Raw genomic sequence first — 15,483 nt, 5'->3', positions numbered from 1 at the left:
TGGCGGGGAAAGGCCAAAGACTGACGCGTTTCTTACCGACCGGTTTGGCGGGCGTCAGGGCCGTGTATGAACACGGCCCGTCCGCGTCAAGGTCCCGTCAGGGGGAGGCCCGCGCGGTACGCGGACGGGCATAGCTTCGATGCGCGCCCCGCCGCCGCGCCCCGGCGGCCGGGGCGCATCCCTACCGTTCCACCACGCGCCCCGGGGAGGGCCCCATGTGTCTGTTCCGGTACGAAGACGATCCCGAGCCCGAAGAACGGGTCCCGGCCGGGCTGCTGTACGTGCCCGTCCGGCCGGGGAGCTGCACGGAAGCGGTGATCCGGCTGTTCCGTACCCCGCTGGGCACGCGCACGGCCGTCGGGTTCACCCGCCCGGCCCGGCTGACCGCCGTCCTCGGCGCCGGCCACCCGTACATCCGGCTGTCGGAGGCCGCGTTGCGCCGGATGTGCGAGCCGCTCGGCGCGGACCTGGTCACGGTCGACCCGGCCCTCTCGGCCCCGCCGGTCACCCCGGTACCGGTCCGGATGCCCGAGGGGCCCCGGGAGCCCGGTGCGGAGCCCGATCCGGGCCGGCGCCCGGGCCCGCTGCCGGTCCGGACCGTCTGAGCGGGGGCGGGGACCATGACCACGGCCGTACTGTCCGACCTCGCCGAGGGGGCGGCCGAACTGTCGGTGTGGCCCGCGTCCACGAGCCGCCTCCCGCACGGCGGCCTGGCCGTCGGCGGGGTGTCGCTGGCGGAGGTCGCCGACCGGTTCGACACCCCGGTCTACGTGCTGGACGAGGGCGAGGTGCGGGCCCGCTGCCGGACGTACCGCGACGCGTTCCCGGACGCCGAGGTGCTGTACGCGGCCAAGGCCTTCCTTTCGCGCGCCATGGTGCACTGGGTCGCCGAGGAGGGCCTCGGACTCGACGTGTGCTCGGCGGGAGAGCTCGAACTCGCCGTCACCGCCGGGTTCCCGGCGGACCGCATCGTGCTGCACGGCAACGCCAAGTCGCCGCGCGACATCGAGACGGCGCTGCGCCTCGGGGTGGGGCGGATCGTCATCGACGGCCCGTCGGAGATCGCGCGGCTGGCCGCCGCCGTGGGCCCCGGCGGACGCCAGAAGGTGATGGTCCGGGTCGTGCCCGGCATTTCGGCGGGCGCCCACGAGAAGATCCGTACGGGGACGGACGGGCAGAAGTTCGGGCTGTCCCTCGCCGACGGCTCCGCACAGCACGCCGTCCTGCGGATCCTGGGCCAGCCGCAGCTGGAACTGACCGGCCTGCACTGCCACATCGGATCGCAGATCACCGATGTCAAACCGTACGTGTCCGCGCTGCGCCGGATGGTGGGCCTGATGGCCCGGATCCGCGACGCGCACGGCGTCGTCGTGCCCGAGCTGGACATGGGTGGCGGCCACGGCATCGCCTACCGGCCCGGGGAAGCCGCGCTCGACCTCACGGCGCTCGCCCGGCGGCTGCGCGCCGAGCTCACCGCGAGCTGTGCGGCGGCCGGGCTGCCCGTACCGCGGCTCGCCGTCGAGCCCGGCCGGGCGGTGGTCGGGCCGGCGGGGGTGGCGGTGTACCGGGTCCTCGCGGTGAAGCGCACCGCGGGCCGGCTGTTCGTGGCGGTGGACGGCGGGATGAGCGACAACCCCCGGCCGGCCCTGTACGGGGTGCGCTACGCGCCCCGGCTGATCGGCCGCCACACGGGTGTCGAGCCGTGCCCCGCGACCGTCGTCGGCCGCCACTGCGAGGCGGGCGACGTCCTCGCCACGGGGGTGGAGCTGCCCGGCGACGTCCGCCCCGGCGACCTGCTCGCCGTACCGGTGGCGGGCGCGTACCAGCTGTCCATGGCCTCGGGCTACAACCTGGTCGGGCGGCCGCCGCTGGTCGCCGTCGACGGCGGTACCGCTCGGCTGCTGATCCGCCGTGAGACGCTGGACGACCTGCGCAGCAGGGAGGTGGGCGGCTAGGACCGGCCGCCCGGCCCGCCGGCCGCCGCTCACGGGCGGGCGGCGGCCGGGGGCCGGGGGCCGGGGGCAGGGGGCGGCGGCGCGGCTTAGTCGCCCAGCTCCAGGATCCGGCCCGTCTCCACGCCCTCGATGCAGCGGACGTACGCCTGGGACACCTCCGCCAGGCCGACCGAAGCGAAGCCGGGGAAGTAGCCGGCGTAGACGTCGAGTGACTCGGTGACGACGGTGGGGCTGACGGCGTTGACGCGCTGCGGGGCGATCTCCGCCGCCGCGGCGCGGACGAACGCCTCGACGGCGCCGTTGGCCATGGAGGCGGCCGAGCCGGTCATGATGGGGCTGCGCGCCAGGACTCCGGTGATCAGGGTGAACGAGCCGCGCGGCGCGATCCGGCCGGTGCCCTGGCGGACCAGCTCCAGCTGGCTCTGGACCTTGCCGCGGAAGGCCGCGGTCCAGTCGTCCGGGGTCATGTCGGCGACGGGCTTGAACGGGACGGAGCCGGCGGCGCACGCCACCGCGTCGAGCTGCCCGCCCGCGCCGGCTGCCTCGTACAGGGCGGTGATCTGCGCCGGGTCGGTGACGTCGAAGCGGAGGTCGCCGCTGGAGCGTCCGGCGGTGACCACCTCGTGGCCACGGGCGGTGAGGGTCTGGTGCACTGCGGTGCCGAGCTTGCCGCCCGCACCGATGAGGAGGATTCGCATGGCCCCGACGCTAGGCGAACGGGCCGTGACCAGGGAAATACCTTCCGTGCGGCATTTATGCTTGCCGGTTGTGAATGTGGAACTGAGGCATCTGCGGACCCTGGCGGCGATCGGCGACGAGGGCACCATCACGGGTGCCGCGGCCGTCCTGCACATCAGCCAGCCGGCCGTGTCCCGCACCCTCGAGCAGCTGGAACAGCGCCTGGGCACCCGTCTGGTCGAGCGCACCACGCGCAGCCTCTCCCTCACCCCGGCCGGCCGGCGGCTGTGGGAGCACGCCCACCGCATCCTGACGCAGCTCGACGACGCCCTCGCCGAGGCCGCCGCCGGCCCGGAGCCGCGGCCGCTGCGCATCGGCTTCGGCTGGGCCGCCCTCGGCGCGCACACCGTGGCCCTGCTGCGCGACTGGCGCCTCGACCACCCGCAGGCGCCGGTCCAGGTGCACCGGCTGCCCGACCCGGTCGCGGCCCTGCGCCGAGGCGACATCGACGCCGCGTTCGTCCGCATCCTGCCCGAGGGGGACGACGCCGGCGGGCTGTCCGCGCTGGCGCTGTACAGCGAGCCGCGCGTGGCGGCCCTGTGCGAGGACGATCCCCTCTCCGCCCGCGACCGGGTCGCCCTGGCCGACCTCGTCGACCGTACCGTGGTCCTGTGTGCGACGGCCGCCACGACCAGCACCGCACTGTGGCCGGAGGGCCGCCGGCCCGAGGCCACCCTGGAGGTCGCCAACGTCGACGAGTGGCTCACCGCCATCGCGACGGGCGAGGCCGTCGGCGTCACCGCGGAGGCCACCCGGCACAGCCACCCGTTCCCCGGCGTCCGCTTCCTGCCGCTCACCGGGATCGGCCCGGTGACGGTGCACTTCCTCGCGCCGACGGTACCGACCCACCCGGCGACGGCCGCGTTCCGCCGCCACGCCCGGCGCGCGCTGTCCCCCGCGGGGCCCGCCGCGGACCCCTCGGCGTCCGCGGCCGCGGCCTGATCGCGTACGCTCGGCAGATGGCGAAGTACTTCGACGTGCACCCGGACAACCCGCAGCACCGCACCATCAGCGGCATCGCCGACAGCCTCCGCTCCGGCGCGCTCGTCGCGTATCCGACCGACTCCTGCTACGCGCTGGGCTGCCAGATGGGCAACCGCGACGGCCTCGCCCGGATCCGGTCCATCCGCCACCTCGACGACCGGCACCACTTCACGCTCGTGTGCCAGAACTTCGCGCAGCTGGGCCAGCTCGTGAACATCGGCAACGACGTGTTCCGCGCCATCAAGGCCGCCACGCCCGGTAGTTACACCTTCATCCTGCCGGCGACACGGGAGGTGCCGCGCCAACTGCTGCACCCCCGCAAGAAGACGGTCGGCGTCCGGATCCCCGACCACACCGTCACCCAGGCCCTGCTCACCGAACTCGGCGAACCGCTGGTGTCGAGCACGCTGCTGCTGCCCGACGAGGGCGAACCCCTGACCCAGGGCTGGGAGATCAAGGAGCGGCTCGACCACGTCGTGGACATCGTCGTCGACTCGGGCGAGTGCGGCACCGAGCCGACCACGGTCGTCGACTTCTCCGGCGGGTCGGCCGAGATCGTCCGCGTGGGCGCGGGCGACACCAGCCGGTTCGAGTGACGGCGCCTCCGCGCCCCTGACGCCGAGGGCCCGGCCGCCCCCGCCGCCGTCGTCACCTGGCGCGAGGGCCGCCCCGGCGGCGTGGGTGATCGTCTTCCCGGCCGAGGTGCGATGCACCCGGCGGGAGCTGCGCGCATCATGGAGGTAAGGACGCTCCGTTCGCTCGGCGAAGGAGGGCGCGGATGAGCTCCCAGCGGTATGAGCTGGTGTTTTCCGAGGGTCCGGGGACGGGCGAGGACACCGTGGTGGTGGCGCCGACCGGTTTGGCGGGGCCGGGCGGACACCCGGTCTACGAGGATCCGACCGGCATCGTACGGGCCGAGATCAGCGACCGGGGCGAGGTACGCGTCCTGGCCACGGGCGGCGGCCAGAACCCGGTCCGCGTGGTCCGGGTCCGGGCACTGCCCTGAGCCGCCGGCCGGAGGCGCCGTATTCGGTCAACTTTCTTTTTCGGTACGACACTTGAAGCCAGTACGCGCCGGGTACGCTCTGCCGCGTGGGACGGTCGGGGGGACAGGGGCACCAGGGCGCGCTGCGGGCCGGCGGCAACCTGCTCGCGGGCCTGCTCCTCGTCGGTCTCAGCGGATGCACCTCGGACGGTGCGGCGCGCGGCGCCGCGGACGCCTCCGCGTCCGGCCCGCCGCGCCGGTCCGCGTCGGGTGCGCCCGCCCCGTCGGGCACGTCCGCGGCCGGCACCGGAACCGGCACCACCGGCCCGGGTGGCGGCAGCGGCGCGGCGTCGCTCGTCCCCGAGCTGGACGAGCGGCAGCAGCCCCGGGACCGGGCCGGCGCGCGGGCCCTGCTCGCCCGCATCGTCGTCGACCAGGACGCCTTCGGGCCGGAGGTGCGGCGCAGCAGCCCGTTCGAGAGCGACCCGGACAGCTGGCCGGTGCTCGGCCACGACTGCGTGTGGCGGACCGAGGGCCTGCCGCCGGACGTCCTGGCCACCAGTACGCGGCAGTTCCACGTCCCGGCCGCCGACGGCCGCGGCCGGGTCAGGATCCACGCCACCGTGACCGTGCACCGCACGCGCGAGGAGTCCGGCTGGGAGACCGCCCACGCCATGGAGGAGGTCCTGCGCTGCCCGAACCAGGTGCTGCGCGCCGGCGAGGAGCTGAAGGGCCTGTGGGGCGCCTCCCTCTACCTGGGCGAGCAGCTGAACGGCTGGTCCGAGGACGCCTTCAGCGAGTCCGGCCAGTGGGTGGGCGAGGGCAGCGGTGGACCCCAGCGGTACCTCTGGTCACAGGGCCAGTTCGGGCCCGTCACGGTGGCCGTCGCCGGCAAGGGCGCCGACGGGGTCACCGAGCAGACCCTCAACGCCCTCGTGGTGCAGGGCACCAGCCGGATGATGTACCGGGCCGGGCAGGTCCTCGGGAAGGTGTCCCGCTGATGGAGCGGCTCCACCCCTCGGACCCGTCCCGGATCGCCGGCCACCGCCTGCTGGGGCGGCTCGGCGCGGGCGGCATGGGCGTCGTCTACCTCGGCCGCACCGCGGACGGGGCGCTCGCCGCGGTCAAGGTGATCCGAGCCGAGTACGCCGACGAGGCGGACTTCCGGGCCCGGTTCCGCCGCGAGGCCGCCATCGCCGCCCGGGTCGACAGCCCCTGGGCGGTGCGCGTCACCGGCGCCGACCCGGATGCGGCCGAGCCCTGGCTGGCCACGGCCTTCGTGCCCGGGCCCTCGCTCGCGGAGGCCGTCGCCGCCCACGGGCCGCTGCCGCTGCACGCCGTCCGGATCCTCGGCAAGGCACTGGCCCGGGCGCTCGACGTGATGCACGGGCAGGGCCTGGTGCACCGGGACGTCAAGCCCGGGAACGTGCTGCTGGGCATGGACGGGCCCCGCCTCATCGACTTCGGCATCGCGCGCGGCGGCGAGCACACCGCGCTGACCTCGACCGACGTCATCCTCGGCACCCCCGGGTTCCTCTCCCCCGAGCAGGCGCGCGGGCGGGCGGCGGAGCCGGCGGGCGACGTGTTCTCCCTCGGCTGCCTGCTGGCGTACGCGGCCACCGGCCGGCTGCCGTTCGGTACGGGCGCCGCGGACGCGGTGCTGTACCGGACCGTGCACGACGAGCCGGAGTTCGGGCCGGAGGTCCTCGCCGACCCGGAGCTCACCGCACTGCTGCGCACCGCCCTCGCCAAACACCCCGACATCCGGCCCACCGCCCGGGAGCTGGACGAGTCGCTGACCGAGGACGATCCGGGCGGGGGCACCGGCTGGCTGCCCGACCCGGTCGTCTCCTCGATCGCCGAGCGGGCCGCCGGGCTGCTCGCCCTGCCCGGGATCGAGGAGACCCTCGCCGACCCGGCCGCCGAACCCACGGTCGGCGCCGGGGGCCGGCCGCAGGGGCGTACGGTGTCGCGGCGGCGGCTGCTGCGCCTCGCCTCCGCCGGTGCGGTGGTCGCGGCGGGCGGCGGCGTGGTGGCCGCCCTCGCCTCCCGCCGGGGCGCGGTGGACCCGGGGGCGCCGGCGGGCCGGGAGTGGCTGATCGGGGTGCACGCCGACCTCTCCGGGCCGCAGGCGGTCATCGGCAAGGCCCAGCTGCAGGGGGTGGAGTTGGCCGTCGCCGCGTTCAACTCCCGTCCCGACAGGCCGTTCACGGCCTCCGTCCGGCGCGTCGACGATGCGGGGGATCCCGCCCGCTCCGCCCGCGTCGCCGCCGAACTCGCCGGCAGCCCCGACGTGCTGGCCGTGGTCGGCCCCACCGGCAACGCCTCGGTGATGACGTGCCTGGAGGTGTACGGGGAGGCCGCGCTGCCCCTGCTGTCCGTGTCCGCGCTGGGCACCACCTTCGGCGTCGCCGACCGGCGCAGCTTCTTCCAGACCTGTTCCCTCTCCCTCGGCCAGGGCCATGCCGTGGCGCTGCAGCTGGTGCAGGCCCGGGGCGCGCGGCGGGTGGGGCTGCTGTGCGACCGCGCCGGTGACGCGGAGGGCTGGCAGGCGGTGCTCCAGGTGAGCCGGACCCTCGCCGTCGTCGCTCCCCAGGTCGTGCCGTACGCGCGCGTCCTCCCCCGGGAGTCCGGGAACGAACTGCCCGCGGTGCTGGCCGACCTGCTCGCGCAAGGGGTCGACGGGATCTTCTGCACCGGTACCCCGGCCCGTACCGCGCAGGCCGTCCGCTGGCTGGACGGCGCCGGGTTCAAGGGGCCGCGGGTGGCCGACTACACGGTCGTGGGCGAGGAGTTCCTGTCCGCGGCCGGCCCCGCGGCCGAGGGCTGGCAGGTCCTCGCGCCGTACACCGGGCCGGACTCGCCCCCGGTCCTGGAGCACGTCGTGGGCGAGCACCGGTCCGGGTCCCCGATCGGGCCGTGGGCGGCCGAGGCCTACGACACGGCCGGGCTGGTCCTGGACCGGCTCGTGACGGCCGCCCGGGCGGGCGGCGGCCGGCCCACCCGCGCCGAACTGCTCGCCGCGCTCGGCCGGGGGACCTACCGCGGGGTGGTCAAGGAGTACGCCTTTGACGAGCGTCAGCAGGTGAAGGGCAACGCGTACTTCGTCCACCACATCGACCGGGGCCGGCTCCGCCACCTGGGCGCCGCCCCGCAGTCCCCCGCGGGATGACGGCCGGTGCGCCCCCTCACCCCGGCCGATCCGGCCGCGGTCGGTGGTCACCGCCTGCTGGGACGGCTCGGCTCCGGCGGGATGGGCACCGTGTACCTGGGCCGCTCGCCGGCGGGTGCACTGCTGGCCGTGAAGGTGATCCGCGCAGACCACGCCGCGGACCCGGCGTTCCGCGCCCGGTTCCGCCGCGAGGCGGAGGCGGCCGCGCGGCTGTCGGGGCGGTGGCTGGTGCCGGTGGTGGCCGCCGACCCTGAGGCGCGCGAGCCGTGGTTGGCCACCCCGTTCGTGCCCGGCCCGTCACTGGCGGAGGCGGTCGCGGGGTACGGGCCGCTGCCCGCCGCGAGCGTGCGGACGCTGGGGGTGCGGCTGGCGGAGGCGCTGGAGGGGGTGCACGCTGCGGGGCTGGTCCACCGCGACGTGAAACCGGGGAACGTCCTCCTCGCCCCGGACGGGCCGCGGCTGATCGACTTCGGGATCGCGCGGGCCGCCGGGGCCACCACCCTGACGGCGGCCGGCTCCGTCGTCGGCACCCCCGGCTACCTGCCCCCCGAGCAGGCCCGGGCGGGCGGGCCGGCGCCGGGTCCGGCCGGTGACGTGTTCTCCCTCGGCTGCGTGCTGGTGTACGCGGCGACGGGGCGCGGCCCGTTCGGGGGCGGACACCCGGCCGCGGTGGTCTTCCGTACGGTGCACGACCCGCCCGACCTGCTCGGGGTGCCGGCGGAGCTGCTGGAACCGCTCTCCGCCTGCCTGGTCAAGGACCCGACCGACCGGCCCGCCCCGGCACGGCTGCGGACCCTGCTCGGCGACGGCCCGGCCGACGGCCGCGACGGCCCGGGCCACGACGCCCCGGGCACGGACGGCTCCGGCGCGGACGGCTCCGGCGCGCCCCGGTCGGGTGCGGACGGCCGCGGCCCCGGCCCCACAGGGTCCGGTGCGGGCGAGGGGGCGGACTGGCTGCCGGCGCCGCTGCCGCGGTTGATCGCCGAGCGCTCCACGCGGGCCCTGGAACTGCCCGTTCCGGAGCCCACCCGGGTGGACCGCCGCGGAGCGGACGGCGCCGCGGGAGCCGCGGACGGGGGTGCGGGACCGTCCCGCGGGTTCCTCACCCGGCGGCGGCTGCTCGCGGCCGGCGGGGCCCTCGTCGCGGTCGCCCCGCCCCTCGCCTGGCTGGCCGCCCGCGACCCGGGCGGGCGGAGCGCACGCCCCGCCGCGTCCGGCGGCGGCCCGCCCACCTTCACCGTCGGACTGCAGGCCGACCTGACCGGGTCCGGCCGGGCGCTCGGGCAGGCGTACGAACGGGGGGTGCGGCTGGCCGTGGAGGCCCACAACGCGCGCCCGGGCATCCCGTTCGGGCTGGCCCTGCGCACCGCCGACGACGGCGGGGACCCCGCACGGGCCGCCGGGACCGCCGGGCAGCTGATCGCCGACGCGTCCGTGGTCGCGCTGATCGGCCCCACCTCGGAGGCAGCGGTGCCCGCGGTGGCCGACGCCTGCCTCGCCGCGGACCTCGCACTGCTGCTGGTGTCGGCCCACAGCGGGCAGGCCGGCCCGACGCCGTGGCGGACGCTGTGCGACACGCGCGCCGACGCGGACGGCATCGGCCTGCCGGTGCTGCACTACCTGTCCCGGGTCCGGCCGGTCACCCGCACCGGCGTGGTGGAGGACGGCGCGGCCGGCGGCGGAACCGGTGGCGGGGACCGGCAGCTGACCCGCGTACTGCGGCAGACCCCGCCCTCTCAGGGCTCGACCAGCGTGCACCGGATCCCGCCGGGCAGCTTCGACTTCGCCGCCGCGGTGGGCGCCCTGGCCGCGGCGGACGCCCGGGCGGCCGTGTTCTCGGGCTCCTCGCCGGAGCGCGCGGGGCGGTTCGCCCGGGCCCTGGCCGACGGCGGGTTCCAGGGGCCGCGGCTGGCCACCGGGGAGGTGATGGAGCCGGCGTTCCTGGCGGCGGCCGGCCCGGCCGCGGAGGGCTGGCTGTTCAGCACGTACTTCGCCGACCCCGCGGACGTGCCCGCCGCAGCCGGGTTCGTCGCCGCGCACCGGGCCGCGTACGGGGGTCCGCCGGCGCGGTGGGCCGTCGAGGCGTACGACGCGGTGGGGTTGCTGGCCGCCGCGCTCGGCGCCCTGGAGGGCGAGGGGCGGGACCGGCCGGGGCTGTCCCGCCGGGTCTTCCGCACCGCCCACCAGGGGCTGGCCAAGCCGCTGGCCTTCGACGCGACCACGCACCGGCTGGCCGGGCAGCGCACCGCGCACCTCCACCAGGTCCGGGCGGGCGCCTTCCGGTACCTCGGGCCGTACCAGGACGTGACCTCGACGTCGTGAGGGACGGCGGCCGGCCCGCTCCAGGGCCTGCCGACTGCCGGACGTTGCTCCGTGCGAGTTCTCTTGTACGCCCGGTCGGCCGTACGAACCGAGTGCATGATCATCCTTTAGGCCCGCACTCGCTTACATGGCGCCATTCGGTCATGGGCGATCTGGGAGGCCGCGTCCCGATGTCATCGACGCACCGCGCACCGCACACACCACAGGCAGCACGTACACCACAACCACCGCCTGCGCAAAAGGAGCGGCGGGGGCGGCTCCTACGGCGGGACGCGGCGTGGAGCGCGGTGGCCGCGGTGACCGGGGGCGCCCTCCTCATCGCCATGGTGCCGGGCAGCGTGCCCCGGGCGGACGGCAAGGGGCTGGGCGGCGACGCCTCCGTGACGCTGCTGATCGGACGGGCCCTGCAAGAGGGCGGCCGCGCCGCGCACTGCGGGGCCGCCGGGGCGACGCAGGACCGGCCGTGCACGGGCTGGCGGCAGGAACGCGTCCGGGCGACCGCCTACGGCGCCGGGGCGGTGCTCCAGGAGAGCGCCGGGCGCGGCGCGGCCGCCGGGGCGCGGCCGGCCCTGCTGCCCACGGACGCGCGCGGCCCGCTGCGGATCGGGCTGGCCGGGCCGGGGCAGCTCGTCGACGTCACCGTCCAGGACGGGCACGGGCGGTACGTGGGCGGCGCGCTCGACCCGAAGGGACGGCGGTGGGCCAACACCGAGTCGCTGCGGGCGGGCGAGCAGTACACGGTCCACGTGGGCGCCCAGGACGGCGCGGGGACCCCGGTCGGGGTCACCATGGCCTTCCGGACCGCGCCGCCCTCGGACGGGGACCGGATCACGGCGGAGCTCGGGCCCGGGTCGGGAACGTACGGGGCGGGGCAGATCGTGACGGCGGCGCTCAGCCGGCCGGTGCCCGCGGCCGACCTGGACGCGCGCATCCGGGTCGAGCGGGCGCTCGAAGTGACCTCGGAGCCGGCGGTGGAGGGCTCCTGGTACTGGGTGGACGACTCGACGCTGCACTACCGGCCGCGCACGTACTGGCCGGCGCAGGCGGTGGTGCGGGTGCGCAGCGGGCTCGACGGGGTCCAGATCGGCGACCACGGGTTCGGCGGCCCCTCGGAGTCCGTGGAATTCACCGTCGGGGACCGGATCGAGGCGGTGACCGACTCCGCCGCCCACGAGATGACCGTACGGCGCAACGGCCGCGTCCTGCGGACGATCCCGGTCACGACGGGCAAGGCGGGGTTCCTGACCCGCAGCGGCATCAAGGTCGTGCTGGGCAAGGAGGAGCAGGTCCGCATGCGGGGGGACACGGTCGGCATCCGGCGCGGCACGAAGGAGTTCTACGACCTGCCGGTCCTCTACGCGACGCGGGTGACGTGGAGCGGGGAGTACGTGCACGCGGCGCCGTGGTCGGTGGACGCCCAGGGCGAGGAGAACGTCAGCCACGGCTGTACGGGCATGAGCACGGCGAACGCGGCGTGGTTCTTCAAGACGGTACGGGTGGGGGACATCGTCAAGGTGGTGAACAGCGGCGGGGAGCCGATGGCCCCGTTCGCGAACGGTTTCGGCGACTGGAACCTCGACTGGCCGACCTGGCTCAGGGGCAGCGCCCTGGCCTCCGCCCCCGGACGGGGCCCGGCGGTGCCCGCGGTGTCGGGGCGCACCCCGTCCCGGCTGTACCCGATGACGTGATCCGATCCGCGGGTCCGGCGGTCGGGACGTGCCGTCCCCGGCCCGCGCGGCGCGGGCCGGGGACGGCTTCGTGCTGCCGGCCAAGGGCTACCGGCGCGGCGGGCAGGTCTGCCAGGCGAGGTGGTAGAGCGTGCTCACGCCGGCGTCCGTGGAGTCCATCGTCATGAAGCTGGTGGCGGCCTGCGGGTTCGACGTCCCCGCATTCACCCGCAGTTCGGTGTTGATGTTGAAATTGCGCTTTTCCCCGCAGGGGGCCCAGACGAGATCCGCGAACTCGGTCCGGTCGGTCGACTGCCAGTTGTCGTTCAGCGGGCCGTTGAACTGGTGGGTGCGCGAGGTCGTCTGCGGCATTCCCTGGAAGTAGTAGTTCGCCCGTTCCTGACCCCAGGCTCCGGGCTGGAGGAATGCGAATCCGCGGTAGTCCGCCTGGACGATCGCGTAGGTGAATCCCGAAGGAACGTGGACCCGGAGATTGAGCTGGCAGTTCCTGCGGAACGCGGTCGGCGGCGCGCCGGGTCCGACCTGTGCGAGGTAGTCACTGTAGGTGACCGTGAAGGCGGTGTTGTCGGGAGCCACGGCCACCTGGGCGGTGCCCTCGCGGCAGCCCGAGCCGTTCACCGTGGCGAGCTCGATCACGATCTTGTCGGGTGGCGCGGTGATCTGGGGGGTGTGGTCTGCGGCTCCGGCCGGCGAGGCGGTCGCGATCAGCGCGGCCGCGGCGGCACCGGTGAGAAGGGTGCGGGACAGGGAAGGGGGCATCGTCGTCGCTCCTGACCGTGTGTTCGGCGTTCCTGTGCGCACCCGGCGTCAGACTCCCGGGCACTCCTTCCAGGCGAAGTGGTAGACCGTGCTGACGCTGCCGTCCGTGGAGTCCATGCTCATGAAGCTGAGGGCCTGCGGGTTCGAGCCGCCCGCGTACACCCGCAGCTCGGTGTTGACGTTGAGGTTGCGCTCCTCGCCGCACGGGGCCCAGACCAGGTCGGCGTACTCGGTCCGGTCGCTCGCCTGCCAGTTGTCGGTGTACGGGCCGTTGAACTGGTGCACCGTGCGGGCCGTCTGCGCCATCCCCTGGAAGTAGTAGTTGGCGCGCTCCTGGCCGTAGGCCCCGCGCTGGAGGTGGGCGAAGCCGCGGTAGTCGGCGCGGGCGATGGCGTAGGTGAAGCCCTGCGGTACGTGGATCTGGAGGGCGAGTTGGCAGTTCTTGCGGAAGTCGGTCCCGCCGGCTCCGGCGCCGGCCTGGGCGAGGTAGTCGCTGTACGTGACGGTGAACGAGGTGTTGTCGGAGGCCGCGGCCACGCTCGCGGTGCCCTGCGGGCAGCCCGATCCGTTGACGCCGACGACGTCGACCGTGATTCTTCCGGGCGGTGTGGTCTCGCTTTCCGCGTGGGCGGGCACGGCCGTTGCGGATAACGCCGCCACCGCCGCGGCGACGGCGACGGTGATCCTGCGGAGCGCCATTCGAATTCCCCATTTCCTTCGGAGCCGGATTCGATTTTGGGCATGCACATGCCACCACGGGGGGCTGGGGCTGGGAAGGTCGTGATACGGCCAACCGGCCCGGGGAACGGCCCCCCTCCGCTCCCTGGCCGAATTCCGCCCGCGCCGGGAACCGCCGGCGGGGCACCTCGGACCCGGGTGTTCCGAGTCCGCTGAGGTCAGGACGCGACCAGGCGGCGGAAGGCCTCGGCGTCGTGGACCGCGGCCCCGCCCGGGTCGTTGTTGAAGTACGCGAACACGTCCGCCCCGCGCGGCCAGGCGTCCGCGATCCGGCCCGCCCACGAACGCAGCGCGGTCGCCCCGTAGCGCGGCCAGGGGCGCGCCGCTCCCTCGTGGAAGCGCAGGTAGCCCCAGTCGGCCGTGCGCCACAGCGGCGTCACCGGCCGGGAGCCGCGGTCGGCCCAGCACAGCGCCGCGCCGCGCGCGGCGAGAACCTCCCGGACGTCCGGATTCCACCAGGAGTCGTGGCGGGGCTCCACGGCCACCCGGGTCCCGGCCGGGAAGCAGCCGAGGCAGGCGTCCAGGGCCGCCGGGTCGGCGCGCAGGGTGGGGGGCAGCTGGAGCAGGACCGGACCCAGCCGGTCGCCGAGGGCTTCGGCGTGGGCCATCAGCCGCCGGACCGGTTCCTCCGGTTCGCGCAGGCGTTTGACGTGGGTCAGGAAGCGGCTGGCCTTCACGGCGAAGACGAAGCCGTCCGGGTGCGCTCCCGCCAGTCCGCGAAGGTGTGCGGGGAGGGCAGCCGGTAGAACGCGTTGTTGCTCTCCACGGTGCCGAAGCGGGCGGCGTACTCCTCCAGCCAGAGCCGCTGCGGCCGGTCGGCGGGGTACAGCACCCCCGACCAGTCCCGGTACTGCCATCCGGAGGTTCCGACGAGCACGGGCATGGTGCCGATGATGACCGGCCGCGCCCCTCCCCGCATCCGCCGACCCGCCGCCCCGCCGACCGCCCCGGCCCGGGTCCGGGGGTGTGGCCGGGGCGCGGCGGGGCAGGCGCGCGGCATGACGTTGCAGCATCCGGCGGAGCGCGTCGGCCAGAACCGGACGGGACGCTTCGAGAAGCTGGCCGAGCTCGCCTCGAACTTCACGAGCTCCGCCTTCTTCTCGGTCCTGTGCATGGGCCTGGTCGGGGCCTTCGCGGCCGTCCACGCCGCCCACCTGCCCATCGAGTGGCAGCACCTCGTGGGCGACTCCATGGGTGCGGTGTCCCTGCTGCTGCTGGCCCTGCTCAAGAACTCCGAGCGGCGCGCCGAGCACGCGATCCAGCGCAAGCTCGACGCGATCGCCGCGGCCCTGCTGGAGCAGCAGCAGGGCCGCAGGGGCGACGCGGAGGAGGATCTGGAATCCGCGATCGGCATGGAGGAGCGGTACTAGCGCTGGGGCCCGCCGGCGGGGGCCGTCACGTCCGGAGGGGGGTCGGCACGTCTGAAGGGCGACGGCGACGAGCAGCAACGCCATTGCCACGGCCAGCCAGGCCAGGAAGCCGCCGCCCAGCCCCGAGTGCAGCCGGCGCAGCGCCCGGGCCGCGGCGGCGGCGTCCGGGCGGCGCAGGACGGTGGCGGCGCCCGGCCGCCGCAGCGCGGCCGCCGCCAGCCGGGCCGCGGCCGCCGTGGACGGCAGTCCGAGCCCGAGGGCCCAGCGGTGTCCACCCGGTGTGCACCTCCTGCGCGGAGGAGCCCCAGGGCCAGCAGCACCAGCGGTACGGCGACCATGGGCCGCGGCGGCACCCGGCGGGCCGTGCGCACCTCCGGCCCTCCTCCCCCTCCCCCGTGGTCTCGGCGTCGTCGGCGCACTCCTGCGGCGGGCGGGCCCGCGCCGAGGAAGACCCGGGCGGCGGCGCGCAGCGTGGTGCCGCCGGTGACGGCGGAGACCAGGAGGAACACCGGGGTCAGGGCGGGCCCGGCCACCTCCGCGGTCGCCCTCGCGCAGCCGGATCCGCCGTACCCGGCCGGTGTGTGCCGCAGGCCGGACCAGGACGCGCCGGCCGCGCACCGCATCCGTCCGGCCACGGAGGCCGCACCGGCCGCCGCGAGCAGCAGCTCGACGGGGCCGGGTGTGCTGATCAACACCAGCGTGTCCCCCGTGAGCACCGCCCACCAGACGAGGAACTCGGCCGCGCCGCGCACTGCCTCCCCTTCACTGGGCC

13 protein-coding genes and 1 pseudogene are annotated in these 15,483 nt (G+C 75.8%); 10 read left to right on the top strand and 4 right to left on the bottom strand.

Annotated elements, in window-relative coordinates; genetic code table 11:
• Positions 1-215 precede the first annotated feature (215 nt).
• Together ACSHWO_RS31325 and lysA are read left to right on the top strand one after the other, a co-directional pair.
• Entirely contained in the window at positions 216-605 is a 390-nt protein-coding gene (locus ACSHWO_RS31325) for an SAV_915 family protein (RefSeq protein ID WP_385849783.1), read from the top strand.
• A 15-nt stretch (positions 606-620) separates the two neighbouring features.
• Positions 621-1,955, top strand: coding sequence for a diaminopimelate decarboxylase (gene lysA, locus ACSHWO_RS31320; protein ID WP_438317273.1), 1,335 nt, complete (start codon positions 621-623; stop codon positions 1,953-1,955).
• Between the two features lie 86 nt (positions 1,956-2,041).
• Here the strand turns inward: lysA and ACSHWO_RS31315 are convergent, their stop codons facing one another.
• Positions 2,042-2,653, bottom strand: coding sequence for a short chain dehydrogenase (locus tag ACSHWO_RS31315; protein WP_438317270.1), 612 nt, complete (start codon positions 2,651-2,653; stop codon positions 2,042-2,044).
• A 70-nt stretch (positions 2,654-2,723) separates the two neighbouring features.
• On the opposite strand from ACSHWO_RS31315, the gene ACSHWO_RS31310 reads away from it, so the two are divergent.
• From ACSHWO_RS31310 to ACSHWO_RS31280, 7 genes are all read left to right on the top strand, one after another.
• A complete protein-coding gene (locus ACSHWO_RS31310; protein WP_438317267.1) occupies positions 2,724-3,635 on the top strand; it encodes a LysR family transcriptional regulator in 912 nt (303 codons plus the stop codon).
• Positions 3,636-3,652: 17 nt separating this feature from the next.
• Positions 3,653-4,273: an L-threonylcarbamoyladenylate synthase gene (locus tag ACSHWO_RS31305; RefSeq protein ID WP_361086533.1), complete on the top strand. Its 621-nt coding sequence runs from the start codon at positions 3,653-3,655 to the stop codon at positions 4,271-4,273.
• A 182-nt stretch (positions 4,274-4,455) separates the two neighbouring features.
• A complete protein-coding gene (locus ACSHWO_RS31300; protein WP_385849779.1) occupies positions 4,456-4,683 on the top strand; it encodes a DUF6296 family protein in 228 nt (75 codons plus the stop codon).
• Positions 4,684-4,769: 86 nt separating this feature from the next.
• Positions 4,770-5,663, top strand: a complete 894-nt coding sequence (locus tag ACSHWO_RS31295; RefSeq protein WP_438317263.1) for a hypothetical protein — start codon at positions 4,770-4,772, stop codon at positions 5,661-5,663.
• On the top strand, positions 5,663-7,834 hold the full coding sequence (locus ACSHWO_RS31290; protein ID WP_438317260.1) for a bifunctional serine/threonine-protein kinase/ABC transporter substrate-binding protein: 2,172 nt from the start codon (positions 5,663-5,665) through the stop codon (positions 7,832-7,834). Before ACSHWO_RS31295 ends, ACSHWO_RS31290 begins: the two co-directional genes overlap by 1 nt.
• A 6-nt stretch (positions 7,835-7,840) precedes the next feature.
• Positions 7,841-10,156 carry a bifunctional serine/threonine-protein kinase/ABC transporter substrate-binding protein gene (locus tag ACSHWO_RS31285; RefSeq protein ID WP_438317257.1) on the top strand — a complete coding sequence of 772 codons (2,316 nt, stop codon included), beginning with the start codon at positions 7,841-7,843 and terminating at the stop codon, positions 10,154-10,156.
• Positions 10,157-10,443: 287 nt separating this feature from the next.
• Positions 10,444-11,844: an Ig-like domain-containing protein gene (locus ACSHWO_RS31280; protein ID WP_438317254.1), complete on the top strand. Its 1,401-nt coding sequence runs from the start codon at positions 10,444-10,446 to the stop codon at positions 11,842-11,844.
• A gap of 87 nt (positions 11,845-11,931) precedes the next feature.
• Here ACSHWO_RS31280 and ACSHWO_RS31275 read toward each other — a convergent pair whose 3' ends face one another.
• The 3 genes and pseudogenes from ACSHWO_RS31275 to ACSHWO_RS31265 all read right to left on the bottom strand — a co-directional run bounded on the left by ACSHWO_RS31275 (position 11,932) and on the right by ACSHWO_RS31265 (position 14,224).
• Entirely contained in the window at positions 11,932-12,603 is a 672-nt protein-coding gene (locus ACSHWO_RS31275) for a DUF4360 domain-containing protein (RefSeq protein ID WP_385849774.1), read from the bottom strand.
• A 48-nt stretch (positions 12,604-12,651) separates the two neighbouring features.
• Complete coding sequence (locus ACSHWO_RS31270; RefSeq protein ID WP_361086516.1) at positions 12,652-13,302, bottom strand: DUF4360 domain-containing protein; 651 nt, start codon at positions 13,300-13,302, stop codon at positions 12,652-12,654.
• Between the two features lie 197 nt (positions 13,303-13,499).
• A pseudogene (locus ACSHWO_RS31265) lies at positions 13,500-14,224 on the bottom strand (DUF72 domain-containing protein).
• A gap of 115 nt (positions 14,225-14,339) precedes the next feature.
• Between ACSHWO_RS31265 and ACSHWO_RS31260 the strand changes: the two are divergent.
• Positions 14,340-14,711: a hypothetical protein gene (locus ACSHWO_RS31260; RefSeq protein ID WP_438317250.1), complete on the top strand. Its 372-nt coding sequence runs from the start codon at positions 14,340-14,342 to the stop codon at positions 14,709-14,711.
• The last annotated feature ends 772 nt before the right edge of the window (positions 14,712-15,483 follow it).

The organism is Streptomyces pallidus (ex Mingjun et al. 2026) (assembly GCF_051550185.1).
Lineage (GTDB): Bacteria > Actinomycetota > Actinomycetes > Streptomycetales > Streptomycetaceae > Streptomyces.
This window is presented reverse-complemented; position numbering and strand designations above follow the sequence as displayed.